Annotated in this window: 24 protein-coding genes; 5 read left to right on the top strand and 19 right to left on the bottom strand. The window is 61.0% G+C overall.

Annotated features, from left to right (window positions below; genetic code table 11):
- Positions 1 to 9 precede the first annotated feature (9 nt).
- Positions 10 to 1284 carry a lipid IV(A) 3-deoxy-D-manno-octulosonic acid transferase gene (gene waaA, locus FEE99_RS06880; protein ID WP_041477641.1) on the bottom strand — a complete coding sequence of 425 codons (1275 nt, stop codon included), beginning with the start codon at positions 1282 to 1284 and terminating at the stop codon, positions 10 to 12.
- An 11-nt stretch (positions 1285 to 1295) separates the two neighbouring features.
- Positions 1296 to 2192, bottom strand: coding sequence for a LysR family transcriptional regulator (locus FEE99_RS06875; protein ID WP_041477640.1), 897 nt, complete (start codon positions 2190 to 2192; stop codon positions 1296 to 1298).
- Between the two features lie 107 nt (positions 2193 to 2299).
- Here FEE99_RS06875 and FEE99_RS06870 point away from each other — a divergent pair, with 107 nt between their 5' ends.
- The 4 genes from FEE99_RS06870 to FEE99_RS06855 all read left to right on the top strand — a co-directional run bounded on the left by FEE99_RS06870 (position 2300) and on the right by FEE99_RS06855 (position 5735).
- A complete protein-coding gene (locus tag FEE99_RS06870) occupies positions 2300 to 2632 on the top strand; it encodes a DMT family transporter (RefSeq protein ID WP_016771980.1) in 333 nt (110 codons plus the stop codon).
- Between the two features lie 117 nt (positions 2633 to 2749).
- Positions 2750 to 3925: an NAD(P)/FAD-dependent oxidoreductase gene (locus tag FEE99_RS06865; protein WP_041477639.1), complete on the top strand. Its 1176-nt coding sequence runs from the start codon at positions 2750 to 2752 to the stop codon at positions 3923 to 3925.
- Entirely contained in the window at positions 3922 to 4734 is an 813-nt protein-coding gene (locus tag FEE99_RS06860; protein ID WP_041477638.1) for an aldo/keto reductase, read from the top strand. The genes FEE99_RS06865 and FEE99_RS06860 overlap by 4 nt, the downstream gene beginning before the upstream one ends.
- Positions 4735 to 4766: 32 nt before the next feature.
- A complete protein-coding gene (locus FEE99_RS06855) occupies positions 4767 to 5735 on the top strand; it encodes a hypothetical protein (protein ID WP_041477637.1) in 969 nt (322 codons plus the stop codon).
- An 84-nt stretch (positions 5736 to 5819) separates the two neighbouring features.
- Here FEE99_RS06855 and hldE read toward each other — a convergent pair whose 3' ends face one another.
- From hldE to FEE99_RS06840, 3 genes are all read right to left on the bottom strand, one after another.
- Complete coding sequence (gene hldE / locus FEE99_RS06850) at positions 5820 to 7241, bottom strand: bifunctional D-glycero-beta-D-manno-heptose-7-phosphate kinase/D-glycero-beta-D-manno-heptose 1-phosphate adenylyltransferase HldE (RefSeq protein ID WP_041477636.1); 1422 nt, start codon at positions 7239 to 7241, stop codon at positions 5820 to 5822.
- A 99-nt stretch (positions 7242 to 7340) separates the two neighbouring features.
- Positions 7341 to 9146 carry a lipid A export permease/ATP-binding protein MsbA gene (gene msbA / locus FEE99_RS06845; RefSeq protein WP_041477635.1) on the bottom strand — a complete coding sequence of 602 codons (1806 nt, stop codon included), beginning with the start codon at positions 9144 to 9146 and terminating at the stop codon, positions 7341 to 7343.
- Positions 9147 to 9161: 15 nt separating this feature from the next.
- Positions 9162 to 10334, bottom strand: a complete 1173-nt coding sequence (locus tag FEE99_RS06840; RefSeq protein ID WP_064361052.1) for an O-antigen ligase family protein — start codon at positions 10332 to 10334, stop codon at positions 9162 to 9164.
- 150 nt (positions 10335 to 10484) lie between these two features.
- On the opposite strand from FEE99_RS06840, the gene FEE99_RS06835 reads away from it, so the two are divergent.
- Positions 10485 to 11051, top strand: coding sequence for a lipopolysaccharide kinase InaA family protein (locus FEE99_RS06835; protein WP_224787295.1), 567 nt, complete (start codon positions 10485 to 10487; stop codon positions 11049 to 11051).
- Here the strand turns inward: FEE99_RS06835 and FEE99_RS06830 are convergent.
- The 14 genes from FEE99_RS06830 to waaC all read right to left on the bottom strand — a co-directional run bounded on the left by FEE99_RS06830 (position 11046) and on the right by waaC (position 25830).
- On the bottom strand, positions 11046 to 12140 hold the full coding sequence (locus FEE99_RS06830) for a glycosyltransferase family 4 protein (protein WP_041477632.1): 1095 nt from the start codon (positions 12138 to 12140) through the stop codon (positions 11046 to 11048). The two genes, FEE99_RS06835 and FEE99_RS06830, sit on opposite strands and share 6 nt — an antisense overlap.
- Before the next feature lie 54 nt (positions 12141 to 12194).
- Entirely contained in the window at positions 12195 to 12956 is a 762-nt protein-coding gene (locus FEE99_RS06825; protein ID WP_041477631.1) for a hypothetical protein, read from the bottom strand.
- Between the two features lie 54 nt (positions 12957 to 13010).
- Positions 13011 to 13967 carry a glycosyltransferase gene (locus FEE99_RS06820; RefSeq protein WP_041477630.1) on the bottom strand — a complete coding sequence of 319 codons (957 nt, stop codon included), beginning with the start codon at positions 13965 to 13967 and terminating at the stop codon, positions 13011 to 13013.
- Between the two features lie 81 nt (positions 13968 to 14048).
- Positions 14049 to 15449: a PIG-L deacetylase family protein gene (locus FEE99_RS06815; RefSeq protein ID WP_041477661.1), complete on the bottom strand. Its 1401-nt coding sequence runs from the start codon at positions 15447 to 15449 to the stop codon at positions 14049 to 14051.
- 8 nt (positions 15450 to 15457) lie between these two features.
- Complete coding sequence (locus FEE99_RS06810) at positions 15458 to 16354, bottom strand: antimicrobial resistance protein Mig-14 (protein ID WP_041477629.1); 897 nt, start codon at positions 16352 to 16354, stop codon at positions 15458 to 15460.
- Positions 16354 to 17484, bottom strand: coding sequence for a glycosyltransferase (locus tag FEE99_RS06805; protein WP_041477628.1), 1131 nt, complete (start codon positions 17482 to 17484; stop codon positions 16354 to 16356). The genes FEE99_RS06810 and FEE99_RS06805 overlap by 1 nt, the downstream gene beginning before the upstream one ends.
- A complete protein-coding gene (locus FEE99_RS06800) occupies positions 17468 to 19225 on the bottom strand; it encodes a carbamoyltransferase family protein (protein WP_024011327.1) in 1758 nt (585 codons plus the stop codon). Before FEE99_RS06800 ends, FEE99_RS06805 begins: the two co-directional genes overlap by 17 nt.
- A 172-nt stretch (positions 19226 to 19397) precedes the next feature.
- Positions 19398 to 19727 (bottom strand): YceK/YidQ family lipoprotein, encoded by a 330-nt coding sequence (locus tag FEE99_RS06795; RefSeq protein WP_371924025.1) that lies wholly within the window; start codon positions 19725 to 19727, stop codon positions 19398 to 19400.
- Between the two features lie 180 nt (positions 19728 to 19907).
- A complete protein-coding gene (locus FEE99_RS06790) occupies positions 19908 to 21359 on the bottom strand; it encodes a lipopolysaccharide kinase InaA family protein (protein WP_041477625.1) in 1452 nt (483 codons plus the stop codon).
- Complete coding sequence (locus FEE99_RS06785; RefSeq protein ID WP_041477624.1) at positions 21359 to 22111, bottom strand: lipopolysaccharide kinase InaA family protein; 753 nt, start codon at positions 22109 to 22111, stop codon at positions 21359 to 21361. Before FEE99_RS06785 ends, FEE99_RS06790 begins: the two co-directional genes overlap by 1 nt.
- Complete coding sequence (locus FEE99_RS06780) at positions 22108 to 22842, bottom strand: lipopolysaccharide kinase InaA family protein (RefSeq protein WP_041477623.1); 735 nt, start codon at positions 22840 to 22842, stop codon at positions 22108 to 22110. Before FEE99_RS06780 ends, FEE99_RS06785 begins: the two co-directional genes overlap by 4 nt.
- Positions 22842 to 23648, bottom strand: a complete 807-nt coding sequence (gene rfaP / locus FEE99_RS06775) for a lipopolysaccharide core heptose(I) kinase RfaP (RefSeq protein ID WP_041477622.1) — start codon at positions 23646 to 23648, stop codon at positions 22842 to 22844. Before rfaP ends, FEE99_RS06780 begins: the two co-directional genes overlap by 1 nt.
- A complete protein-coding gene (locus FEE99_RS06770; protein ID WP_041477621.1) occupies positions 23648 to 24769 on the bottom strand; it encodes a glycosyltransferase family 4 protein in 1122 nt (373 codons plus the stop codon). Before FEE99_RS06770 ends, rfaP begins: the two co-directional genes overlap by 1 nt.
- Complete coding sequence (waaC, locus tag FEE99_RS06765; RefSeq protein WP_041477620.1) at positions 24769 to 25830, bottom strand: lipopolysaccharide heptosyltransferase I; 1062 nt, start codon at positions 25828 to 25830, stop codon at positions 24769 to 24771. The genes FEE99_RS06770 and waaC overlap by 1 nt, the downstream gene beginning before the upstream one ends.
- Position 25831: the final 1 nt, after the last annotated feature.

Here is a 25831-nt window from a genome sequence, read left to right as displayed (position 1 = left end):
TCTTTTTGCTTATTTGATCAATCTGCCCAAGCTATCCAGCAGCCGCTGCAACGCGCCCTGATTACGGCGCATAACCGCCAGCCCAGCCTCGGCCATGCGCTGCGCATCACGCGGCAGTTCGAACAAGCGCTGCACCTCGACTGCGAGCCCTTCGGCATCATCCACTTCGGCCAATGCCCCGGCTTCGCGCAGTTGCGCGGCGATGTCGAGGAAGTTGAACAGGTGCGGGCCGCTGAGTACCGGTTTCGCCAGCGCGGCGGGTTCGAGCAGGTTGTGCCCGCCGTTCGGCACCAGACTGCCGCCGACAAATGCGCTGTCGGCCAGGGCATAGAGAAACAGCAACTCACCCATGGTGTCGCCGAGCAGCACGCTCGTCTGCGCATCGACATTGGCCCCGGTCGAGCGACGTACCGTGGCGAAACCTTCGCGCTGGCACAAGTCGAACACCGAATTGAAACGCTCGGGATGACGCGGCACCAGAATCAGCAACGCATCGGGATGACTGCCCAGCAAACGACGATGGGCGTCGAGCACCACTTCGTCTTCACCTTCGTGAGTGCTCGCGGCGATCCACACGGGGCGATCCTGCGCCTGCCACCGGCTGCGCAGTTCGGCTGCACGCTGCAACAGTTGCGGGTCGATGGTCAGGTCGAACTTGATCGAACCGGTGACCTCGACAGATTCAGGCCGCGCGCCGAGATCGCGGAAGCGCTGGGCCTCGGCTTCGGTCTGCACCGCCAACAGGCTCATCTCGGCAAGCATCGGCGCAGTGAGTTTGCTGAAGCGGCCATAGCCTTTGGCGGAACGCTGCGACAACCGCCCATTGGCCAACGCCACCGGAATCCCGCGCTTGGCACATTGATGAATATGATTGGGCCACAGCTCGGTCTCCATGATCACTGCAAGCCTGGGCTGTACGCGATCAAGAAAACGCGCCGCCGCACAAGGCAAGTCATACGGCAGATAGCAGTGTTGAATGCGCGCCTCGTTGGCGAACAGTGCCTGAATCCGCTCCGAACCGGTCGGGGTCATGCAGGTCACGGTGATCGGCAGCGTCGGATAGCGTTCCAGCAGCGCGCGGATCATCGGCGCGGCGGCAATGCTTTCGCCGACCGACACCGCATGTACCCAGATGCCACCGGGCTGCAGGGTGGGCATGCGATAAGTGAAACGTTCGCCAATCCGTTTGGCATACGCCGGCGCCTTGCGCGCACGCAGCCACAGCCGAATCGCCACCAATGGCAGCCCCAGGTAAAACAGCGCGGTGTAGAGAGTTCTATTCATGGCGGCGGAGTTTATCGGCTTTTGTCGCCGATCGCCCGCAAGTGCACGGCAAAACGTTCCGCCAGCCAGCGCGCGGCCGGGCCGAGCGGTTCGTCGCGACGCCAGACCAGTTCCACCACCAGCGCCGGCGGCGTCCATTCACTGTCAAGCTCAATCATCTGGCCTTGATACGCCGAGTACTGCACAACGTGACGCGGCAACCAGGCCCAACCGAGATCGCGCACCAGCCATTCGGACATCACGTAAAAACTGTCGGCGCGCCACACCTGCGGGCTGGCCGGCTCGTTGCCGGGATAGACGCTGGTCTGCGTCGACATCAGCAATTGCCGGTGCTGCGCCAGTTGCTGGCAGGTCACATAGGAATGCTGCGCCAGCGGATGATTGACGCCACAGACCGTGACCATTTCCACTCGACCCAGTACGCGGCGCTCAAGGGCCTCGGGGATTTCATCGTGATAGAACAACAAGCCAAGATCGGCCCGGCGTTCGACCAGTTTGCGCGCGACTTCGCCTTGGGCGGCGCTGGTCAGTTGCACTTCCAGGCTGGGAAACTGCTCGGCCAGTTCGCCGAAACTTTCCACCAGCGCCTGATACGGCATCGCCTCGTCCTGAGCCACCCGCAACTGCGCCTCCTGGCCGCGCAGCATGGCCATCGCGCGGCCGTTGAGGCGCTCGCACTGGCGCAACACTTCCCGAGCCTCTTCCAGCAATGCCTCCCCCGCCTCGGTGAGACTGGGCTGACGGCCACTGCTGCGCTCGAACAGGCTCACGCCCAAATCCTCTTCGAGCATCGCGACAGCACTGCTGATCGCCGATTGCGCCTTGCGTTGTCGGCGTGCCACGGCGGAAAAGGATCGCTGTTCGGCGACGTCGACAAATACTCGCAACTGCTCGAGATTCCATTGCATGCAATTTTTCAACCTATCTACTGAACAGATAGCTAATGACTTTACCCCATCTGAGCAGTCCCTAGAATGTCACTCCAGCAAGCAATGATTTATTTGAGGATCAAACCATGAACGCCTACGTCTATCTGGCCATCGCCATCTGCGCCGAAGTGATCGCTACCGTTTCGATGAAAGCGGTCAAGGGCTTCAGCACTCCTCTACCGCTGATTCTGGTGATTGTCGGCTACGGGATTGCATTCTGGATGCTGACGCTGGTGGTACGCACCGTACCGGTGGGCGTTGCCTACGCCGTCTGGGCGGGGATGGGCATTGTCATGGTCAGCGTCGCAGCGCTGTTCATCTACGGGCAGAAACTCGACGTACCGGCAATGCTGGGGATGGCGTTGATCGTGCTGGGGGTCGTCGTGATTCAGCTGTTTTCGAAAACCGCGGGGCATTAAAAAGCAGCAGCAAGCTTCAAGCTGCAAGCCGCAAGCATTGCTGATTTGCTGGTCCGGGTTGCAGCTTGCAGCTTGAAGCTTGAAACTTGCGGCTTCTTCAAGCTCCGAGGTCGCTGCATGCCATCCGTTATTTCCACCGACGTTCTGATTGTCGGCGCTGGTGTCGCCGGCCTCTGGCTGAATGCGCGCCTGCGCCGTCAGGGTTTTTCGACCGTGCTGGTGGAAAGCGCCAGCCTCGGTGGCGGGCAGAGCGTAAAGTCCCAGGGCATCATCCACGGCGGTGCCAAGTACGCGCTGCACGGCGCGCTGACCGGGGCCTCGGAAGCCATCGCCGATATGCCGCGACGCTGGCGCGAGGCGCTGGCCGGCAATGGTGAGCTGGATCTGTCCGGCGTGCGCCTGCTGTCCGAAGCGCATTATCTGTGGTCGCCAGGCACACTGGCCGGCAATCTGACCAGTTTCTTCGCCAGCAAAGCCGTGCGTGGCCGGGTCGATCAGGTCAAGGGCGATGAACTGCCGCTGGCCCTGCAGGACAAGCGCTTCAAGGGCAAGGTCTATCGCCTCGCCGAACTGGTAGTGGATGTCCCGAGCCTGATCCAGCGCCTGGCCGAGCTGGCCGGTGACGGTCTGCTCGCCGGGCAGGTCATCGAACCGTTGCTGGAAGCCGGCGTGCTGGTCGGCCTGAAAGTCGATGGCCGTGAGATCCGCGCCCAGCGCATCGTCCTCAGCGCCGGCGCCGGCACGGCCGAACTGCTTGAAGCCCTGGGCCTGAGCCGTCCGGCCATGCAGCGCCGCCCCCTGCACATGATCCTCGCCAAAGGCCCCGGTTTGAAACCGCTGTACGCGCACTGCCTGGGCGGCGGCACCAAGCCGCGCATTACCGTGACCACGCATCCGGCGGCTGATGGCCAGTGGGTCTGGTACATGGGCGGCGACATCGCCGAAAGCGAAGGCGTGGCCCGCGAGCCAGCCGAACAGATCGCCACTGCGCAAAAGGAAATCGGCCAATTGCTGCCGTGGATCGACCTCAGCACCACGCAATGGGCCACCCTGCGCGTCGACCGCGCGGAGCCGCTGCAAACCGGCCTGTCCCGTCCGGACAACGCATTCCTCGCCGAGGAAGGTCGCTTGCTCGTCGGCTGGCCGACCAAACTGGCACTGGCGCCAGACTTCGCCGACCGCGTTATCGCCTCGCTGCAACGCGACGGCATCCAGCCGCAGGCGACCGAGCCGCTGCCGCCGCTGCCGAAACCGCCGCTCGGCGTCCCCGCATGGGAGCAACTGCTGCCATGAGCATCGCCACTCTGCACGAACTGCATCGCCCACTGGGCAGCACCGGCCTGACGGTTTCGCCGCTGGGCCTGGGCACGGTCAAACTCGGCCGCGATCAAGGGGTGAAATACCCCAACGGCTTTCAGATTCCCGGTGATGACGAGGCGCGCATGCTGCTGCGCCAGGCGCGCGATCTGGGCATCAACCTGATCGACACCGCACCGGCCTATGGTCGCAGCGAAGAACGCCTCGGCCCGCTGCTGCGCGGTCAGCGTCAGGACTGGGTGATCGTCAGCAAGGTCGGTGAAGAGTTTGCCGATGGCCTGTCGCGTCACGATTTCTGCGCCGCGCACACGCGAATGTCGGTCGAGCGCAGCCTGCAACGTCTGGAAACGGATTTTATCGATCTGGTCCTCGTGCACTCGGACGGCAACGACATGGCCATCCTCGAGCACGAAGAGGTCTACGCCACCCTCGCGGCGCTGAAGGCCGAGGGCAAGATTCGCGGCTTCGGTTTTTCCGGCAAAACCGTCGAAGGTGGGCTGAAAGCGCTGGAGCAAGGCGACTGCGCGATGGTCACCTACAATCTGAACGAACAAAACGAAAAGGCGGTCATTGACTATGCTGCTGCCCACGGCAAAGCCATTCTGGTGAAAAAAGCCCTGGCCAGCGGTCATGTCTGTCTGAGTCCGGGAGTCGATCCGGTGCGCGCCAGCTTCGAGTTGCTGTTCACTCATCCCGGCGTTGCCAGTGCTATTGTCGGCACGATCAATCCGCTGCACCTCGCCCATAACGTAGCGACCGTTGCCCAGGTCCTTCGTAGTCACTGACGCCGCCCCGCGGCCTTAAGCCAGGAGCCGATATGCCGCGCACGCTCATCCGCAAGAACCCGAGCAACTTCAAGACACTGCCGCTGTTCGTCGAAGCCACGCCCGAGGGCCTGAGCTATCAGAGCGTCGGCATGCCGCTGAACTTCGCCCAGACCCTTCAACGGCGCAAACCGGTCAGCGTCGCCGACAGCGAGCGCTTCGCGCTGGAACTGGCCAACCTGGGCGTGTCCGTGCGCCTGACCCTGCACTGGCAGAATCGCGATTACTGGGTGCTGGTGCGCCAGCGTCGGCAGGATCGCGGCGACGTGGTACTGAAGCTGATTTCCGGCTACGTGCCGGCCCATGAGCTGAACATTCCGCTGCACACGGCGATTCAGGAGATTGCCGAAGAGTGTCTGCTGGAAACCCCGGAAGGCTGGCTCGGCGGGCGCTTCAACGAGACTTGGTTGCCGGCGCCCTACTCCGCTGCGCTGCATTACCGTGAGGCGTTGCCGTTTCGCCTGACGCCGTTGTCCGGTTCGGCGCGTCCGGTGCGCTGCGCCAACCTGCAATTGCTGGAGCGACCAAGGGCGTACGTGCATCTGCCGACGGCGTCCCTGCAATTGATCTATGACTTGCGCCTGGACGTGCCCAAGGAGGCGAAGTCCTTGAGCCTGTTTCATGTCGACGAGCGTCTGGAAGGCGATCAACTGGTGGCGCGGCTCGATCGCAAACGGCCAGACCTGTACTTGATGCCATTGCACGACGGCCAGCCGCTGCCCGAGTTGTACACCCTGAAAAAGGATCAACTGTATCCAGCGAGTACCCGCGGTCTGTATCTGGCCGAAAGCTTCGCGCGACAGGATGGCTGGCTGGTGCGTGATGAGCGGATTCGCTGGAAGGACTGGTTGCGCCAACAGGGTCTGACGCCACCCGAGAAGGCTACTGGACTGGCACGCCTGCGCGGCAAGGCCAGGCAGCTGCTGAAGAAAATCGTACCGCGCAAGAAAGTGAATTCCTGAAAGCAAAAGATCGCAGCCTTCGACGACTCCTGCATTGGAATGTATTCCCCTGTAGGAGCTGCCGCAGGCTGCGATCTTTTGATCTTATTGGCCGCGGATCTTTTCCACGATCGCTGTCGTCGAGCTGTTTTCCACCAGACCCAAAACTTTCACGGTACCGCCGTAGGCGGTGACGATATCCGCGCCGACCACCTGATCGATACCGTAATCGCCGCCCTTGACCAGCACGTCCGGCTTGACCTCGCGCAGCAGGTTTTCCGGTGTGCCTTCAGAGAAACTGATCACCCAGTCCACCGCGCCGAGACCGGCGAGTACCGCCATGCGGCGATCCACGCTGTTGATCGGCCGGCCCGGGCCTTTCAGGCGGCTGACCGAGGCGTCATCGTTGACTGCCACGATCAGGCGGTCGCCCTGAGCACGGGCCTGTTCCAGATAGGTGACATGGCCGGCATGCAGGATATCGAAGCAGCCATTGGTGAAAACAATCCGCTCGTTGTGCGCACGGGCATCGTCAACCGCCAGCAGCAGTTGCTCAAGACCCAGCACGCCTCGCTCCGAACCTTCTTCGCGCTGAATGGCGCGTCGCAGTTCCGGGGCGCTGATCGCGGCGGTACCCAACTTGCCGACGACGATGCCTGCTGCCAGATTGGCCAGCGCCACGGCGTGCGGCAGTTCTTCGCCTGCGGCAATGGCCGCGGCCAGGGTCGAAATCACCGTATCGCCGGCACCGGTCACGTCGAACACTTCGCGGGCGCGGGCCGGCAGATGCAACGCCGGATGATCCGGACGCAGCAAGGTCATGCCGTGTTCACCACGGGTCACCAGCAGCGCGCCGAGGTCGAGCTCCTGCATCAGGACGGCGCCCTTGCTCACCAGTTCGTGCTCATCGGCGCAACCACCGACGATGGTTTCGAACTCGCTGAGATTCGGTGTGATCAGGCTGGCACCGCGGTAGATCGAAAAGTCCTTGCCCTTGGGATCAGCCAACACCGGAATACCCTTGGCACGAGCGGCCTGGATCAGGGCCTGGTGATTTTTCAGTGCGCCTTTACCGTAATCCGACAACACCAGCACCTTGATGCCTTCAAGCAACCCGTCAACCTGCGCGGCCAGTGCCAGAGCATCGGTGGCGAACACTTCTTCGAAATCGATACGCAACAGTTGCTGGTGCCGGCTCATGACCCGCAGCTTGACGATGGTCGGCTGGTGCGCGATGCGCTGAAACAAGGCGCGCACGCCCGCGCCCTTGAGACTGTTGCTCAGGCTGTCGGCGGCTTCGTCATCGCCGGTCACGCCCACCAGCGATGCCGGCGCACCCAGCGCGGCAATGTTGAGCGCAACGTTGGCGGCACCGCCCGGGCGATCCTCGATCTGCTCGACCTTGACCACCGGCACCGGCGCTTCAGGAGAAATCCGTGAGGTTCCGCCATGCCAGTAACGGTCGAGCATGACATCGCCGACCACCAAGACAGGGGCTTGATCGAATCGCGGCATCGACAATTTCATGGAGCAACCCACATACAAAATGAACAGGGGCGCGATATTAACAGGATCGCGCGCGCCGGGAATACACGAGGGTGAGGCTGGCCCACCCTCATCTGCAGATCAGGCAATGTCTTCAGCCGGAGCATCCAGCCCCATCGCATGCAGACGCGCGTAGTAGCCATTATGAGCAAGCAGTTGGGCATGAGTGCCGCGTTCGACGATCTCGCCCTGATCCATGACGAGGATCAGATCGGCCTTCTCGATGGTCGACAAACGGTGGGCAATCACCAGCGTGGTGCGGCCTTTCATGACATGGTCGAGTGCCGCCTGAATGTGCCGCTCGGACTCGGTATCAAGGGCCGAAGTCGCTTCGTCGAGGATCAGCAGCGGGGCGTTTTTCAGCAAGGCCCGGGCAATCGCCAGGCGCTGACGCTGTCCGCCAGACAACAGCACACCGTTCTCACCGACCTGGGTATCCAGGCCTTGAGGCATTTGCGCGATGAAGTCCATGGCAAATGCATCCCTGGCGGCTTTCTCGATATCTTCGCGAGGCGCGCCTGCCAGATCGCCGTAAGCGATGTTGTTGGCGATGGTGTCGTTGAACAGCGTCACGTGCTGGGTCACTTGCGCTACATGGCGACGCAGATTGCGCAGACGATAGTCCTCGATTTCGACATCATCGAGCAGGATTTCGCCGGTCTCGTGGTGATAGAAGCGCGGAATGAGACTGGCCAGCGTCGATTTGCCGCTGCCGGAACGCCCGACCAGGGCGATCATCTGACCTGGCGACGCGGTGAAGCTGATGTTTTTCAGCACTTCCCGTTCAGTGCCCGGGTAAGTGAAGCTGAGGTTGTTCACCGCCAGATGGCCACTGATCCGATCACGCTCGATCGTACCGGTGTCGATTTCCGGCTCGACATCGAGCTGCTCGAAAATGCTTTCGGCGCCGGCCACACCTTTCTGGATGGTCGAGCTGACTTCAGACAATTGCCGGATCGGTTTGGGCAGCAAACCGGCAGCCGTGATGTAGGCAACCAGATCACCGGCCGTTGCATCACCGCGCAGGAACAGTACGAGGAACATCAGCACGGCCATGGCGGTGTAGATCACCAGCTGCAGCATCGGCGTATACACCGCGCCAGTCTTGGTCATGCGCAACTGTTTGTCGGTGTTGCTCTGGCTGGCCGCCGCAAAACGCTGCTGCTCATAAGCTTCGCCACCAAAACTGCGCACGACGCGATAGCCTTGAATGGTTTCGGAAGCCACATGGGTGACGTCGCCCATGGCCACTTGAATCTTCTTGCTCTGCTTGCGGAATTTCTTGCTGGTGTTGCCGACCATGAACGCGATCACCGGCAGAATGGCCAGCATCACCAGAGTCAGTTTCCAGTTCATCCACAGCAGATAGGCGAACAGGAAAACCACGGTCAGGCCTTCGCGGATCACCACTTTGATGGCATCCGTGGCGGCGCCGGTGACCATGGTCACGTTGAAAGTGATGCGCGAGATCAGATGACCCGAGTTATGGGTATCGAAATAGCGATTGGGCAGTACCAACAGCTTGTTGAACAGTTCGATACGCAGGTCATGCACCAGCCCCAACGAAACTCTCGCCAGGTAATAGTTGCCGAGAAACGAGCCGAGGCCTTGCCACGCTGCGATCAGGATGATCAGCAACGGCACAGCCATCAGCAATTGCACGTCTCGCAGATAGGGAACGTTGGGGAAGAGCACCGCTTCCGGGTTGCTCAGGCCATCGACAAAATATTTGAGAATCCCGGCCAGCATTGGTTGCGTGGAAGCAAAGATCACGAAGCCCACGATACTCAGCAGGAAAAGACCGATATAGGGTTTTACGTACCCCAACAGCCGAAAGTAGATTTTCAGGCTGGATTCCTGTTCCGCTTTGGGCGGTGCGTCAGTCATCGTAGAGCTCACTGGTTAAGAAGAACGCGAAATTTTATCACAAGCGCTGCCATTGGCCCGCGCCCATACCAAAACGCTGGCAAGCCCCAACGGCAGCCAGCTGATGAACCACTCGGCGCGCGGAGTGCCGGTGAGGCTGGCAGCGTCGAACTGCATCGCCAGTGTCGAGAACAGCCAGATACCGATGATCCCCCGGGCATACAGCGTTTCTCGAACTTTCCACGCCTGGAAAATAACGGCGAACCAGACGACAGACCACAACAGCAGTCCCGGCAGACCCAGTACGATCGCAACATGGGTGAACAGATTGTGGGCGTGATCGAAGGTCATGCCCGACCAGAAAACCCGGTAATCCCCACCCAGGCCCAACCCACCCCAGGGATGTTGGGCAATCATATCCAGAGAGGCCATCAGAATCTGCGGACGAAAGGAAACTCCTCGCGCCAGCACCAACGGTTCGAACAGCCACAGCGCCACAATCGCCACCACCAGGGCCACGGCTGCGACGATTCGGCTGTGGCGGTCACGGCACCAGATCGGCATGGCCAGGATGGTCAGAAACAACGCCAGCGCCGCGCCTCGACTCTGACTCATCAGTACAAAGATACCCAGCACCGCCAACGCCAGTGTCCAGACCCCTTGCCACATCACGCCACGCGGCGCCCACAGGGCCAGCCACACCGCCGCCAGGCCGATGACATAGCCGCCGAGGATCGGATGCGCCAGTTCACCCAGACCTTCCACCCGGGCAGACCAGGCGTTACCTTCGATGACGTAAAACCTGACGATGGCCACCAGCGCAGTTACTGCCAATCCCAGCCCGCCCCACTGCATCAGGCGAATCAATCGCTCGGGGCGTCCGCTGGCGAACACCGGAAAAAACAGCAGGAACACCACGATATACAACAGACGCTTGGCCTCGCGCCCCGTTTCCGGTGCGTTTGTCCATGCCAGACTGATCAGCGACCAGACCAGCAATCCGAGCAATGGCAGGTAGATCCAGCGTTGTTCATGGAGCACTTCTCTGACGCGGTGCCGCGCAGCCCAGCCCAGCACTAGCGCCGGCAACCAGACGAGAGCCACCAGCCCCTGCTGGTAGACCTTGTTGGTGGGCGCTACGGCAATAGCCAGTAAAAACCACAAGAGCCCCATCGCCATCCATAGTTGCGCCCAGCGTGTTTCCTGCATCAATCTGCTCCTGACAAGGGTTCGCCCATGCGACGCGGCATGGTTAAAATCGAAACTTTTCGGCATCATTGCCCGCTACTACACCCCGCACTTTCGACAAGGCTTCCTACGATGCGATGCTCCCGGCTCTCACAAGCCGCTCTAGACCAAATGATCGACGCCGCCAAAGTTCTGGAAGCGGACAGCTATGGGCCGAAAGTCTACCTGCTGCAGGATGGGAAAATTCTCAAACTGTTTCGTCGCAAAAGGTTTTTTTCATCCGCCTTGTTTCGCCCCTACTCGAAGCGATTCATCGACAACGCCGTCGAGCTGCACAAACTCGGCGTACCGACGCTGCAGATCCTCCAGTTCTTTCGCCTTGAGAAACCAGGCATGACCGCCGTGCTGTATGAGCCTCTGCCAGGGCAAACGCTGCGCCAGATCGCCGCAAAACAAGGTTTCAACTGGACTCAGGCATTGCCGGATCTGGCCGAGCTGATACGCAGCCTGCACCGCTCGGGCATCTATTTCCGCTCCCTGCATCTTGGCAACATCGTCGTCACACCAGACAACCGCATGGGCCTGATCGATGTCGCCGACATGCGCTTCACCCGCGGACCGTTGCCAAAGCGCTTGATCAAACGCAACCTGCAACACTTCGCACGCTATATTGCGCGCGAAAAGCTGAACGACAGCTTTCCGATGCAGGCACTTGAGCGCGCGGTCTTGTCGTCATGAAAACAATGCGCGGGCAGCCTGGCTGAAGTTCGCCCAGGCCTCGTCCGGTGAAAGCATCCGGTACTGCTCGGCATTGATCGCTTGAGATGAGGCACCGAAGGCGCGGTCGATGGTCTCGGACCAGGCCTTTGTGTCATTGACCGGGGCATACCAGCCGGCGCTGCCCAGTTGTTCGCTGAACACCTCCAGATCGCTGCACAACACCGGTACGCCGGCCATCACCGCTTCCTGCATGACCAGACCGAGGCCCTCTTCCAGCGAAGGGATCGCAACCCAGTCGAACGCACGATAAAGCTGCGCTGCTTCGTTCAGATGCCCGGTCAGCAAGACCTTGTCGTGCAAGCCAAGCGCGTCGATGCGCTGCTCCAGCGCCGCGCGTTTGGAGCCTTCGCCAATAATGACCAGGCGCAAGTCCGGGCGGGTGTCGAGTGCTGCGGCAAAGGCATCCAGCAGATAGCCGAAACCCTTCTCGGAGACCAGCCGCCCTACCGCGCCCAATACCGGCGTATCGCCTTGCGGCAATCCCAATCGTGCCCGGGCTTGCTCACGGGTGAACAGGTCAGCGCGAAACGCCACCGGATCGAACGCACTTCGCAGCGCGGTGACAGGCATCTGCAGATCGCGGGCCAGTGAATCGGCGAGAGTGCTGGAAACGGCAATCAGTTTCAGCCGGGACGCAGGGATTGCCTGGAATAAAGCCTGGTCGCCGGCATTCAATCGCGCCGAACCGTGGAAAATCACTACCGCGCGGATATGCGGCAGCTTCTTGAGGACCGGCAATAACGTGCGGGCAACGCCCATGCCGTCCAGCAGCAGCAATCGAGCGTCACTGTCCACGAGCGCCTGGCGAAACCTCGCCCGCATCACGGGTTTGGCAAAACGCCAGAAATGCCGGCCCTTCAGGCGCGCTGACGATAACTGCCACTCCCGGACCTCACCGACATCCACGCCGCACTCGGCTCCCTGCCCCTGGAGGAGCCAGGTTTTGACCACCGCCGACGGCGCAGCCTGAGAGAGTATTTGCTGGTGCACTTTGTGAATTGATGCGAACGGAGCGCCACCGGCCCACATGATATTGAGAATATTCATAGGGCAGAAAGCCGTTGCACGGATTTGCGGGGACAAGCTGCGGCGTACTCGAACTCAGTTGATGAACCAGCCAATGCAGACTCCCAGCAACAGAAACAAGGCAAATTTAATCTGCTCGCGGCGATTGCGGCGCGCTTTGCGTTCACGCTCGACATCCGTTTGCACATGCAGACCAAAACCGGTGTGCATGACCGCGTCTGCCTCGAGTATCAAGGCCTCCCTGTTCAGTTGCGAGTAGCGCTGTGACAAGGCCTTCTCGCCACCGTGCCCGGCGAAAGGCGCACACAACCGATAATCCTCGAGTCGGCGCAACCCCGGGTTCAGCGAGAACCCCTGCCACTCCGGCTTGTCGGAAATCAGCGGATAACAGGCGACGCCATCGACAATCCCGCGCGCGCCCAAATGGATGTAAGGACTGTGAACCCGCAGATCGTGATTATAGCTGCGCAACCAGATCTGCAGAATTTCCGGCCGCGCTTGCAGAATGGTCATCGAGTCTTCGACGAACCCCGGACGATAGAACTCCCAATCATCTTCGCAATGAAAAATGTAGGGGGTGCTGACGTGTCCGTAGGCCAGGTCGATCGATGCCAACTGGCCCAGCTTCGGACGATTGACGAAGACCGTGCAATGTTCTTTCCAGTGGGCAGGCAGAATCCCGGCAACGCCTTCGTCGCCGGCATCTTCGGTGATGAACACTTCACGAATGGGTGCCGTGTTGTACCGGTCGAAGCTATCGAGAGTGGCCTTGAGCAGATCGAGTCGACCGCAGCTGGTAACCACCAATGTAATCTGGCTTTCTTTGGAAAATTGCACCGATATCTCGTTAATCAGAAGTCGCCAGCAATATCACTGGCTATATGACACTTGTCAAATGCCCACTTTCAGGCGGATTTTTTCCAGCAGACTCAGCGGCGCCCGCTCACGCAACGACGGCTCAAGCTCTTCAACGATGCGCTGACCGATCCGCGCGAAGCTGAACTGCTCCACCGCCAGCTCGCGACCGTTGTCAGCGATGCGTTGCGCCAGTTGCGGATCCTCGCGCAGCGTGGCCAGCTTTTCCTGCAACTGCGCGATCGTCTGATAGAACACCACGTTGTGCATGTCCTGCAAACCCAGCGCCGCAGCTTCGGCGGCGCCTTGATCATAGGCCAGCAGGACGCAGCCGCAAGCCATGGCTTCGAAGTTCTTGATCATGAACTCGCCCATGCCCACGTCCGCGCTGACAAAAAAGCGGATACGGTTGAGCGTTTCCAGGTATTCAGCCCCGGACTTGGTCCGCGTCACCAGCAGCGGCTCGACCTGGCCCAGTTCATCCAGCAGCGCCTTGCGGCCACTGTAGGCCACACTGTTGGTGCTGCCGACGAAGGCGAGTTCGATATCCCGCTCGCGCCCCTGGTCCTGCAATTGCGTCTGATCGTAGCCCTTGGGCACGAACACGGCGTCGAAGCCCTCCGAGCGCAGGCGCTCGGCCACCACGAAACCGGAACTGATCACCCGTGCCCACGGCAAACGCCGATAGTGCGCACTGAACTTGCCGGTGTACTTGCAGGGGATGTAATTCTGATAGGCATCGTGCTCCAGAATCACCAGATTGGGGATAGTGCGGATAAACCCGACCTGCCGGATCTCCTGCTTGAAGCGCAGGAAAAACACGATGCGGTCATAGCGGGTAACATCGACTTCGCGGCGGAAATATCGCCGCAGATTGCGCTGCTCGTCACCGCTCAACCAGCGCAGATCGCACTCACAATGGGCGGCGACACCCTCATACAAACGATCGAGAATGGCCCGTTGATCTTTCTGCACCAGAAATAGAACTTTCATTGTCTTCCTTGCCGCAACAGCAACCCGAGCAAACCTGAACATGCCCGCCCGCAAGACAGTCTTGCGCGGGCGCCTGTGTCGCTACAAACGCCAGAACAGTTCATGTCGCCGAACCGCCTTGCGGAAAAATTCGTTTTCGCCATAAGGCGAACCGGCGCGCCCAGCCAGCAATCGCTGCAAGCTTCGACGCAAGCGACGCTTGAACGGCGCGGGCGGCTGCAGGTCATGCATCATGCCCAGGGCCATGGCCTTGTCACGCTGCTGCTCCACGGACAACGTCATGCATACAGGCTGCACCGGCACGCCAGCATCAAAGGCTGGCGGCAGCGCCACGCCATCGCCACTATTGCCCATCGGCCACCGGTCGTTATCGTGCAGATGGTTGGCATAACCGAGCAGCGTCGGCTGCCAGTCCAGCCCCCCCAACACTTCAAGCACAGCCTGCTGCGCACAGATGTGGTCGGGGTGCGGGTCCAGCGTCGGATGCGGCAGCACGATAACGTCCGGACGCGCGCGCAGCATTGTTTCGCGCAGATCGGCCAGCAGATTGTTCCAGGTCGGCGCGCCATCGGCGTCACTTGGCAGAACAAACCGATTGAATTGACGGAACAGACGGGTATCGCTCAAATCCGCTTCGCGCGAACCCACCGGTTGCTCCGGCTTGTCCCGCATCGCGGCCAGTTGCAGGCAGAAATAGCCCAACTGCACGCAGCGTTCCTGGGGGACACCAGCCCATTGCGGCACGGTGAGGCTGTCCCAGGCGCGCAAGCGTCCCTTCAGCCGCGCGGCGTCGACCTTGCTCATGCCCATCTGCTGATAATGTTCGGCCTCGATTTCGCCAGCGGTCAGGGTGACGATCCAGGCTTCATCGGCCTGACTGTACAACCCGAACGCCGCCAGCTCCGCATCGTCGGCGTGAGGGGCAATGACCATGACCCGCTGGCGACGATAATCAGCGTGTTCCAGCGCCCACAGTACCGGCTCGCCCGACACTCGACAGAAACGGCCGCGCAGACGCAATACGCCTTCGGACAATGCTTGCGCCTGACCGCTGAGGTTCAGGTAGCGCAGGCCGCCGACACCGCGTTCAAAGGTTTGCACGTCAGGATTGGCGCCGCCCGACAACTCGACCCGAGGATCGAAGAAACGTCCCAGCCAAGTGCCTTTGGCTCGCACCGCCAGGATCAGCGTGGCATCGTCGGCCAGCATCACACCTTCATCCAGACGCAACTGCTCGCCGTTCAGATGCACCTTAGGCTGCGGCGTATACGCCGGGAAGCTGTATTGGTAATCGTCGCCGGGCGCGTAGAACAGATGATCGGCAAACCACGCCTCATGGGCGATCCAGCCGCCAATCAGCAACACCGGCGCCAGCCACCAGGCGACCAGTACGCTCAGCGCGATGATGGCGGCCAGCGCGACCAACATGGCCACGCGCTTGTTGCGTCGATGGCGTCTGAGCAATTGCTGTTTGCGGCTCATGGTCTGACTCATACGGTGAACACCGGCACAGGGTTGCACCAGCGGTCCTTGTATTCACGGTCAGCGCGACCGAACGAAAAACGCAACGGCTTGCCGAGTGCCCGTGCGTGTTCCCAGGCGCTTTGCGTATTGAGAAAGCTCAGCACGCTGCCGGGGCTGAACTCGCGGGTTTCGGGATCCACGCCGCCATTCACGTATTCGACACTGATCCATTCTGCCGCCTCAACGCGGTAGACCAATTGAATCGCAATCGGCGCATCGTTGAGGAAAATGACCGAGCCGATCAACAGCTCGCGCAGCAACTCGATGACCTCGGCCATGCGCGCCGCGCCGGTCGCCGGAAAGCCCCAGCGGCGCTGAAACAGATCGCAGTACATCGCGGCCAGCTCAACGCTGGAAAACTCGCTGACCGCTCGCACCACACCGCCCGCTTCTTCCAGCAGACGCAATTCGCGACGCTGGTTATAGCGAAACTTTTTCGACAACTCTTCCGGCGTGCGGGCCATGGCCAGTTGCTCAGCCTGCAACTTCAGGCCACTGAAACGGCCTTCGTTGAGTGCCGACAGATAGCGCGCCCGATGCCGCAGCGGTGCCTGAGCATCGACGGCGGCTGGCAGGATCAGCTCGGCATTGCCGAGGTCGAACAGGCCTTTCTTGCCGTTGCGTTTGAGCACGTCCTTGGACAACGCCAGGTCCCGCCCCCAGGTAGCAATAGCGGCTTTGACATCGCCCTGCTGCTGCCAGGCCAGATAACGCACCGGGATCCCGGCCAGATCCGCCAGGCGCTCGATGACCAGCGGATGTGTCGCGACACTGCCGCCATAACGTTGCCAGGTAGTGGCGTAGGTCGAGGCGTCAACGGGCGACCAGCCACGTTCGCGCCAGCCTTGAAATCGGTTGAGCATCAGCCCCTCGTTGCCAGATCGGTAACTGGCGGCAGGCGCCAGAAGGTCTCGCGCACCGCACGGTCGGAGAAACGCTCATGCAGTCGCTCAAGCATCATCTGCGCACATTGACGACGCTGCGGCTCATCCATCGCGGCCAGATGTTGCAGCCCCTGAGCCAGATGCTCGGCATCGCCCAATGGAAACAGAATGCCCACACCCTCCACCACTTCCTTCGCCCCGCCGCACGCGGTGGCCAGCAACGGTAAGCCGGCGGCCATGGCCTCCAGCAAGACCATGCCGAACGGTTCATGATCGGAGCTCAAGGCGAACACATCGAAGGCGCGGAAATAATTGCGCGCATCGGGCACCTGACCGAGAAACAGCACTCGGTCGGCAATGCCCAGCTCACGGGCCAGCCCCTTGAGATCCTGCTCCAGGCGACCACTGCCGAGAATGACCAGCTGACTGTTGGCCGGCAGGCCTGGCAGCGCTTGGGCAAACCCGTGCAGCAACGTGGCCTGATCCTTGTCCGGGTGCAGGCGGCCGACGTTACCGACAATCCAGGCATCCGGCGACAGCCCGAGGATCTGCCGTGCTTCTTCGGAAGGTACCTGACGGGCTTGCAGTGCAGGCACATCGATGCGGTTGTACAACGTCTGGATTCGGCTTGCCGGCCATTTCGGCAGGCAGCGCCGCATGTCGTCACGCACTGCATCCGACACGCCGAGAAGGCTCAGGCGCTGGCGGAAAATATGCGCGAACAACTTGCGCGTCCCACGCTGGTAATCGCCGAACGCGTGGTGCACACCAATGACCGGCAGCGATGTGCCGAGCAAGGCGATATAGATCGGCTTGAAGCGATGGGCGATGCAAAGACTGAAATTGCGTGAGGCGACGATCTTGCGCAGATCGCCGATAGCCCCCAGTTTCAGGCCACGAATGGCCTTGGAGCTGTACTCCATGAACAACACTTCATCGGAAGCACACGCTGCGGCCACCTCGCTATCGGCGGCCCCGGTCAGAAACACCGTGGTCACCCGATAGCCGGTGCCGGCAAACAGGCTGGCGTACTGCCGCGCGCAGTCCAGGAACGGCCCGTCATAGCCGTGACAGAACTGCAGCACATGGCGTTCAGCCGAGCGAGTCATAAGCGTTGGCGCCCTCTTTGACCACCAGAATATCTTCCATGATCAGGTACTGCAGATCCGAGCCGAAAAACATGTTCAGCGCGTCGGTCGGCGAGCAGATCATCGGTTCGCCACGACGGTTGAGCGAAGTGTTCAGCGACACGCCGTTACCGGTGAGGTTTTCCAGCGCCTTCATCATGTCGTAGTAGCGCGGGTTGTATTCGCGCTTGAGTACCTGGGCACGGGAAGTACCGTCCTCATGGACGACTTCCGGCACGCGGGTTTTCCATTCTTCGGCGACTTCGAAGGTGAAGGTCATGAACGGCGCCGGGTGATCGATCTTGATCATCTGTGGAGCGACGGTGTCGAGCATCGACGGGCAGAAAGGCCTCCAGCGCTCGCGGAACTTGATCTGGTGGTTGATGCGGTCGGCGACACCGGCCACGCTCGGGCAACCGATGATCGAACGACCACCCAACGCACGCGGACCGAACTCCATACGGCCCTGGAACCAGGCGACCGGGTTGCCATCGACCATGATTTGGGCGATCTGCTCCGGCATGTTGTCGAGCTTGCGCCAGGTCGGCTTGTTCTCGTGACGGGCACACGCAGCAATCACGTCCTCGTTGCTGTACGACGGGCCGAGGTAGACGTGTTCCATCTTCTCGACCGGTACGCCACGGGCGTGCGACACGTAAGCGGCAGCGCCGACTGCGGTGCCGGCATCGCCGGATGCAGGCTGTACGAACAGCTCTTTGATGTCGTCGCGAGCGATGATTTTCTGGTTCAGCTTGACGTTCAACGCACAGCCACCAGCGAAAGCCAGTTTGCCGGTTTCCTTGAGCACGTCGCCCAGATAGTGGTCGATCATCTGCAGCGCGAGCTTCTCGAACAGCGCTTGCATGCTCGCGGCGTAGTGGATGTACGGCTCGTCGGCGATGTCGCCTTCGCGCTTCGGACCCAGCCACTCGATCAGCTTCGGCGAGAAGTAGAAACCCTTGCCCTTCTCTTTATAGCGACGCAGGCCGATCACGTTGGCGTAGTCGGTGTTGATCACCAGCTCGCCATTTTCGAACGAGGCCAGACGCGAGAAATCGTACTTGCTGGCATCGCCGTATGGCGCCATGCCCATGACCTTGAACTCGCCGTCGAGCATCTCGAAACCGAGGAATTCGGTGATCGCACCGTACAGACCACCGAGGGAATCCGGGTCGAAGAATTCCTTGATCTTGTGGATCTTGCCGTTTTCGCCGTAACCGAAGAAGGTCGTGGCGTATTCGCCTTTACCGTCGATGCCGAGGATCGCGGTTTTCTCTTTGAAACCGGAGCAGTGATAAGCACTGGAGGCGTGAGCCAGGTGATGCTCGACCGGCTCGATCTTGATTTTCTTCGGATCGAAGCCCAGTTGCTCGAGGCACCAGACGATCTTGTTGCGATAGCGCTTGTAGCGACGGTTGCCCATCAGGATGGCATCGAGTGCGCGATCAGGGGCATACCAGTAGCGCTTGGCGTAGTGCCAGCGGGCCTTGCCGAACAGGCTGATCGGGGCGAATGGAATCGCCACCACGTCAACGTCGGAAGGTTTGATACCGGCCTGCTCGAGGCAGAATTTCGCCGATTCGTAGGGCATGCGGTTCTTTGCATGTTTATCGCGTACGAAGCGCTCTTCCTCAGCCGCCGCGACCAGCTTGCCGTCGATGTACAAGGCTGCGGAAGGATCATGGCTAAGGGCGCCGGACAGGCCAAGAATCGTCAATGCCACAGGGGTCTAGCCTCTTTAGTCTGCATGCAGGCGCGATGCGCCTTGAAAATTGATGTGCCCTCGCACAGGGCGAGCGGCAGCTAAAGGGCGGGATTATAGCGTAAACATGACGGGAATTACCTTGTACGAATTGCCACCTGCGCGATTGATCCGATTCAGCGAGTCCAACGACTCAATAGCCGTCTCTGCGCCAGTAAATACTCAGATTTGAATCGGTAATCTGCCGATAGACCGTGTAAGGCAACGAAAGCGTATCGAACACGGCGGACAGCGGAAGATCGAGCAACACAAAGGGCGCCAGCATACCCGTAGGATCAGGCGGCGCATTCAGAGTGCAAAAATCGAAGGCCAGACCACTGTAGATGCGCGGAATCGATTGGCAGTAGGTCTTCTTTTTGCGCAGGTCACGGGCAGCATCGGCGTCGCCCTGCAAAACGGTCGAGAAACTGCCACAGCCTGAGAGAACTGCAGACATTACGCCCAGCGTCAGAATTTTTTTCATGCTCAAGATTCGCCCTCCGAGATCGTCAGGCAAATTAGCATCGAGCCCGAGCAGGGCACAGTTCATGGCTTCTGGAGAAGTTGTAGGACAGATCGCTGTATTTTGTCCGCTACTGCCCACAGACTCCGTTTCGCAGTGGACCAGGTCCATTGCAAGAACGAGTCTGCTCGTGAGAAGGAATCACCCTGCGCTGGAGACTTCTTTCGGCAACCGCTGATCAATGACCTGGTACAACGCGCTGTTTTCAGGCCAGTTGCGCATGAAGCGCGCGCGATCGCGGGCGTAAGCCGGGGCAAAACTGCCGATCGATGAGTGCTGACACATGGAGTCGAGGTCGATCAGCGCCCAGCGATCCGTCTGCCAGAACAGATTGTGGCCTTTGAAGTCGCCATGACTGATGCGCTCGGCGATCAATCGGGCAAACAATTGATCAAGCGCCAGCAACTCGGCTTCCGGCGCCTGGCCATTTTCCACGTACGGCGCAAAGCGCTCGATGATGTCCGGCCCGGGCAGGTATTCGGTGACCAGATAGGCACTGCGGCGCAGCCACAAAAAACGCTTTTCGAGTACCGCCAGCGGTTTCGGCGTGGCGATGCCCAGGAACGCCAGGCGATTGCCTTCACGCCACGAATGCCAGGCCCGGCTCGGGCGCCAGAAGCGTTTGAGCCAATGGGCAAAATTCTTGATGTTGTAGCGCTTGATAACCAGAGCTCGCCCGGCCACCTCGACTTTGCCGACGCTGGCCGCGCCGCCGGTCTTGTACAGATGCCCCTGATCAAGCAAGGCGTCGGCCTGATCAAGCACCGGCAGCATGGCCGCTGCTTCTTCACGGCGAACGGCGCGCAGGGCAAATGCACCGCGCTGCACGGCAAACAGCGTGCATTCACGGCCGACCTTGTTCAGATAATCCCTGAGTCGCCAACTGCGCACCTTGTCGATCTGTTTCTGCAGAGCCTCCAGCGGCAACGCATGTTCGCTGTTGCTCAACAGGTAATAGACCAGCAACTCTTCGGTGAACGGCTCGAGTGACTTCGGTAGCTGGGCGAAAAACACCCCGAGGTTTTCCAGCACTTTTTGTCGGGACAGTGGCTGCCCCGCCGCTTCCGCACGAACTCCGGCGCCATCGATCAGGTACAACTGACCGCCGTGACGCAGCAGATTGTCCAGGTGCAGATCTTCCTGCCAGAGTCCTTTGCCATGCATCCGACCGATCGCATCCAGCGCTTCGGCCAGAACGGCGGTTTGCTCGTCGGCCAGCGCCGGCAGAGACTCGACCTTGGCCCAGGCATCACCGAGGCTCTCGGCACCCTCGAGGAATTCGAAGAGTAGCCAGCCACCCTCACCGTCTTTCAGTCCATCGGCCAACAGCAGCGGCGTGGTCAGGCCTTGCGCCGCGAGCAGGCGCACACCGTCCAGCTCACGCTGAAAATGCCGGGCGGCCTTGCTGCCTACCAGCAATTTGGCCAATACCGGCCGACCGCGCCAGACGCCGGCGCCAACATAGCGCTGCCCGGGCAACACCCGCAGCAGGCTCAGCAACTGCAAATCCGCAACACCGGCGGCGTCCGCCAGGGTCACGGTCAGCGGCAGTGAGGGGGTACGCCCGGAGCGGGCCAGCTCGGACAATTGCATCAGCGGGTCTCCTTGTGGCTGCGCCGCGCTGTCAGTCGGCTCAGCCAGCTGTCGAGCAGCGAGCTGTCAGTCGGCTGATCGAGATAAGCCGCGAGCAACTGGCGCAAGTCTGCCTCGCTCCATTGCGGCGCTCGGCGTTGCAACGGTTCCAGATCCTTGACCCGGTCACGCATGCCGAACAGCAACGGCCGGGTTTTCTCCAGATCGATCAGCTGCGCCTCATAGCCGTCGCCGGTGGCGCGCAGGAAAATATGTTTGGGATAGAAACAGCCATGCACCTGACGCGCGCCGTGCAGCCGCCGCGCCAACAGCCCGCATGCCTTGAGAATTGCCGAATGCTGCGCGGCACTGAGCTGCGTCCAGCGCGCCAGCAACGAATCCAGGTCGCTCCAGCCGTCCAGTGCACGGGTGAGCAGAATGGCGCGTACTTCCCCAGCGACCTTGCGCTCACCGAAAAACGCCGCCTGCAACGCCGGAATGCCCAGCTTGCGATAACGGCTGATGTTGCGAAATTCGCGGGCAAAGCTCGGTTCGCCAAACGGTGCCTGCAAAGTTCGGGTCAGATAATTGCTCTGGCGCTTGAGGTAATAGCCCTGGCCTTCAAGATCGAGACGGAACACGCTGCTCCAGCCGCCACCGGCAGTGTTGGGCTCATCCACAGCTTCAAGCTGTTTGGCCCACAGTGCATCGAAATTGCCGAGACCGTGGCGCTCCAGCAGTGCGCGGTCCTGTTCGGCAAGAAAATCAGTCATTCGCGCCCCTCAAAAAATCTCACCACATGGCGGATCCGTTTCTTGTCGGCGACATCGAGCCGATCACACTGGCGATACTGCTTGTAGAAGCGCAGGCGCTGGGTGTTGGACAGGTGATATTTGGCCAGTTTGTCGAGACAGGCGAGGTCCTTGGTGATCCGGTACTTGAGCCAGAAGCCGCGCCAGAATTCGCCGTTGGGGCAGTCGATGAGGAAGATGCGCGCCTGATCGTCGATCAGCAGGTTGCGCCATTTCAAATCGTTATGCGTAAACCGATGGTCGTGCATGGTCCGGGTGTAACCGGCCAATTGCTGGCTGACACCGTCGACCCAGGCGCGATCCTTGAGCCTGGGATCCTTGCGCTCGGCCAGCGCCGAGAGGTCTTCGGTATTGGGCAGTTCACGGGTGATCATCGCGCCCCGATCGTAGGCCGCGCCCCGCCGCTCCAGCCCCCAGGCCACCACCTCGGCCGTGGGGATGCCCCACTTGGCGAAGCGCTTGAGGTTCTGCCATTCCATTTTTACGCGCGGCTTGCCGAGGTAACGGCGCAGGCCCTTACCGGCGCCGACGTAGCGTTTGACGTAATAATTGACGCCGTCGCGCTGCACCCGAACCACCTCCGACAGCGGATCGCGGGTCAGGCGTTCGCCCTGCAAGGCAAATACGGCTTCGAGGCTGCCGAAATCTTCGGCGAGTTCGCCGTACTGCGGCTCAAGTGTCCAACCCGCCATCAGAGCGCATCCCCGTAACGCTGTTTACGCTCGTAGAGCTTGTCGGCCTTGCCTTGCAGCCAGCTCAGCAATGGCGCTTCTTCCGCCAGAATCTGCCGCAGTGGTTGCTGGAAATAGCCCTTGAGGAAACGCAGTTTGTCGCGGCGGGTCAGGCCGATGTCCAGCGCCGAGAAGTACAGCGCCGCCAGATCCTTGTTGCGCCAGCGCTGGGTGATCGCCGGGCGGGTCTGGGCTCGATGCAGGTCAATCACCGAGAGTTTGAAATCCTGCGGTGTGACCGGTTTGTCGGTGTGCAGCAGAAAATGGCAGATGTAGCAGTCGCGGTGATTGACCCCGGCGCGGTGCATCATCCCGGTCATCCGCGCGACTTCGGCAATCAGCGCGCGCTTGAGTGTTGGCTCCGGCGGCTGCTTGACCCAGTCAATGCTGAAGTCTTCGAGGCTGATGGTCGGCGCGAGTTCTTCGGTGACGATGAACGAATGCTGATCCGCCGGGTTGCTGCCTTTCTCGCCGTAGGCGACGGCAGTCATGGTCGGCACGCCGGCTTCCTGCAGACGCTGAATGGCTTTCCACTCCTGACCCGCGCCGAGCACCGGCAGCTTGGCGGTCAGCAGGTTCTTGAAGATCTCGCCCCAGCCGATGCCACGGTGGATTTTCACAAAAAACCCGTTGCCGTCGACTTCCGTGCGCAATGTCCGGCGCGCTTCCAGCTCGCGGTACACCTCGCCCTGCAAGCCTTCGACTTCGGCGAACGGGTCGCGTCCGGCCCAAAGGCTTTTGAACGGTTCAGCCAGCATCAACTTCATTAAGCGTGCTCCGCCAGAATCACATCCGCCGCGTGCTGCGGCATGCTGTAGAGGTCGGCCGTCTCGGCGAAGGCCAGACCGTTACGGCTCCAGGCCGCCCGTGCAGCGTCGTCGCTCAACATCTCGGTCAGGTATCGGGTCAGCTGCGCCTGCTCGAATGGCTCGTCCAGCACTCGCCCGGCATCGGCTTCGGCGATGTAATGGGCGTAACCGCAGACCGCACTGACCAGTACAGGCAACCCGGCCACCAGCGCTTCAAGCAGCACGGTGCCGGTGTTTTCGTTGTAGGCCGGGTGGATCAACAGGTCGGCACCGAGCAGGAAACGCGGGATATCGCTGCGCCCTTTGAGGAAGGTCACATTGTCGCCCAGGCCCAGCGTCGCACTCTGCATCTGGAACAATTTGGGGTCATCCTGGCCGATTACAAACAGCCGGGTGCGTTTGCGCAATTCGGCCGGCAGGGCGGCCAGCGCCTTGAGGCTGCGATCGACACCCTTGGTCTTGAAGCCGGAGCCGATCTGCACCAGCAGCAACTCGTCGTCCTTGAGATTGAATTCAGCGCGGAAACCGGCGCGAATCTCATCGGCATCCGCCGGCCGCCGACGATCCTGGGCAATGCCCGGCGGCAGCAGGTGGAAGCGCTCGAGCGGCGTGTCGTAATACTTGATGAACAGCGGCTGCTGCACTTCGGAAATCATCAGCACTTCGGTCTTCGCGTCTTTGGCGAACACGGCGCGCTCGTACTCGGCGAAATGGCGATAGCGACCCCAGCGGCGATACAGCGAGTTGCGCAGGTTCTGCGCCTTGTCTTCGAAGCAGCCGTCGGCGGCATAGTAGACATCCAGGCCAGGCATTTTGTTGAATCCGATCAAGCGATCGACCGGACGCTTGGCCAGATCCGCTGCCATCCACGCGCTGAGCTTTTCGTTGCGACGGTGGTTGAAGAAGGCCTTGACCGGCGCCACCAGCACTTCGAAACCCGGCGGCACGTCGCCTTCCCAGATCAGCGTGTAGACGCGAATCTGATGGCCGCGCTTCTGGCATTCGAGAGCGATGCGCATGAAGTCGCGCTGCAAGCCACCGAACGGGAAATATTTGTACAGGACAAATGCCAATTGCATCAGCGCAGCTCCTCAGCCATTAACAACGTGCTCAGTCGGCTGGCGACACGCTCGGGGTTCACACGCGTGAAGCACAAAGGCTGCTCGCGTTTCAGGTCAAACTGACGGGCATCCTGCGCGGTCGGTTGATAGGTACATTTTTTCTGCATGCAGGGCGCGCACGGGAAGTCGCTGGCCAGATGAATCTGCAGCTTGCCGTAAGCGCCGGTCAGGCCCGGGTTGGTCGGGCCGAACAACGAGATGGTCGGCACATCCAGCGCAGCGGCCAGATGGCCAAGCCCGGTGTCCACTGCCACGCAGGCTTGCGCGCCGGCGAGGACTTTGCCGACGCCGGCCAGATTGAGTTTCGGCAGCACCTCAGCGTGCTTGAAGCCGGCAGCGATGCGTTCGGCGCGGGCCTTTTCCTGTGGGTTGCCCCATGGCAGCCTGACGCCGACGCCGAGGTAGCCGACCCGCTCGGTCAGCTCGCGCCAGTAGAGTTCCGGCCAGTGCTTGGTGTCCCAAGTGGTGCCATGGAGGAACACCACGTAGGCATTCTTGCGCGGCAACTCGACCAGTCGCTCGACGTTGAGGCCGTAATCGCCTAGGCCTTTGGGCAGGTCGTAACCCAAGGCAATGGCGAACAACTGGCGCACGCGTTCGACGGCGTGCTGACCACGGGCGACAGCGAGTTTGCGATCGTAGAAGCGCGCAGCTATCGGTTCGCGCGCGGAGGTTTTATCGAGGCCGGCCACCGGGGCTTTGACGTAGCGGGTCAGCCAGGCACTTTTCAGCAGGCCTTGAGCGTCGATCACCAGATCGTATTTATTGGCGCGCACGCTTTGCTTGAAGCGTTTCCACTCGCCGCTGGTGATGGTTTTCCACAGATTCTTGCGCCAGCGGCGGATCGCCACCGGAATCACTTTATCGACCGCCGGGTGCCAGGTCGGGATCTCGGCGAAGCCCTCTTCCACCACCCAGTCGAACTTGATCCCCGGGATCGCGCGTGCAGCGTCGGTCAGCGCCGGCAACGCGTGAATCACGTCGCCCAGCGATGAGGTCTTGATCAGCAATACCCGCAAG

Source organism: Pseudomonas sp. ef1 (assembly GCF_007293365.2).
In the GTDB taxonomy this organism is placed as follows: domain Bacteria; phylum Pseudomonadota; class Gammaproteobacteria; order Pseudomonadales; family Pseudomonadaceae; genus Aquipseudomonas; species Aquipseudomonas siliginis.
This window is presented reverse-complemented; position numbering and strand designations above follow the sequence as displayed.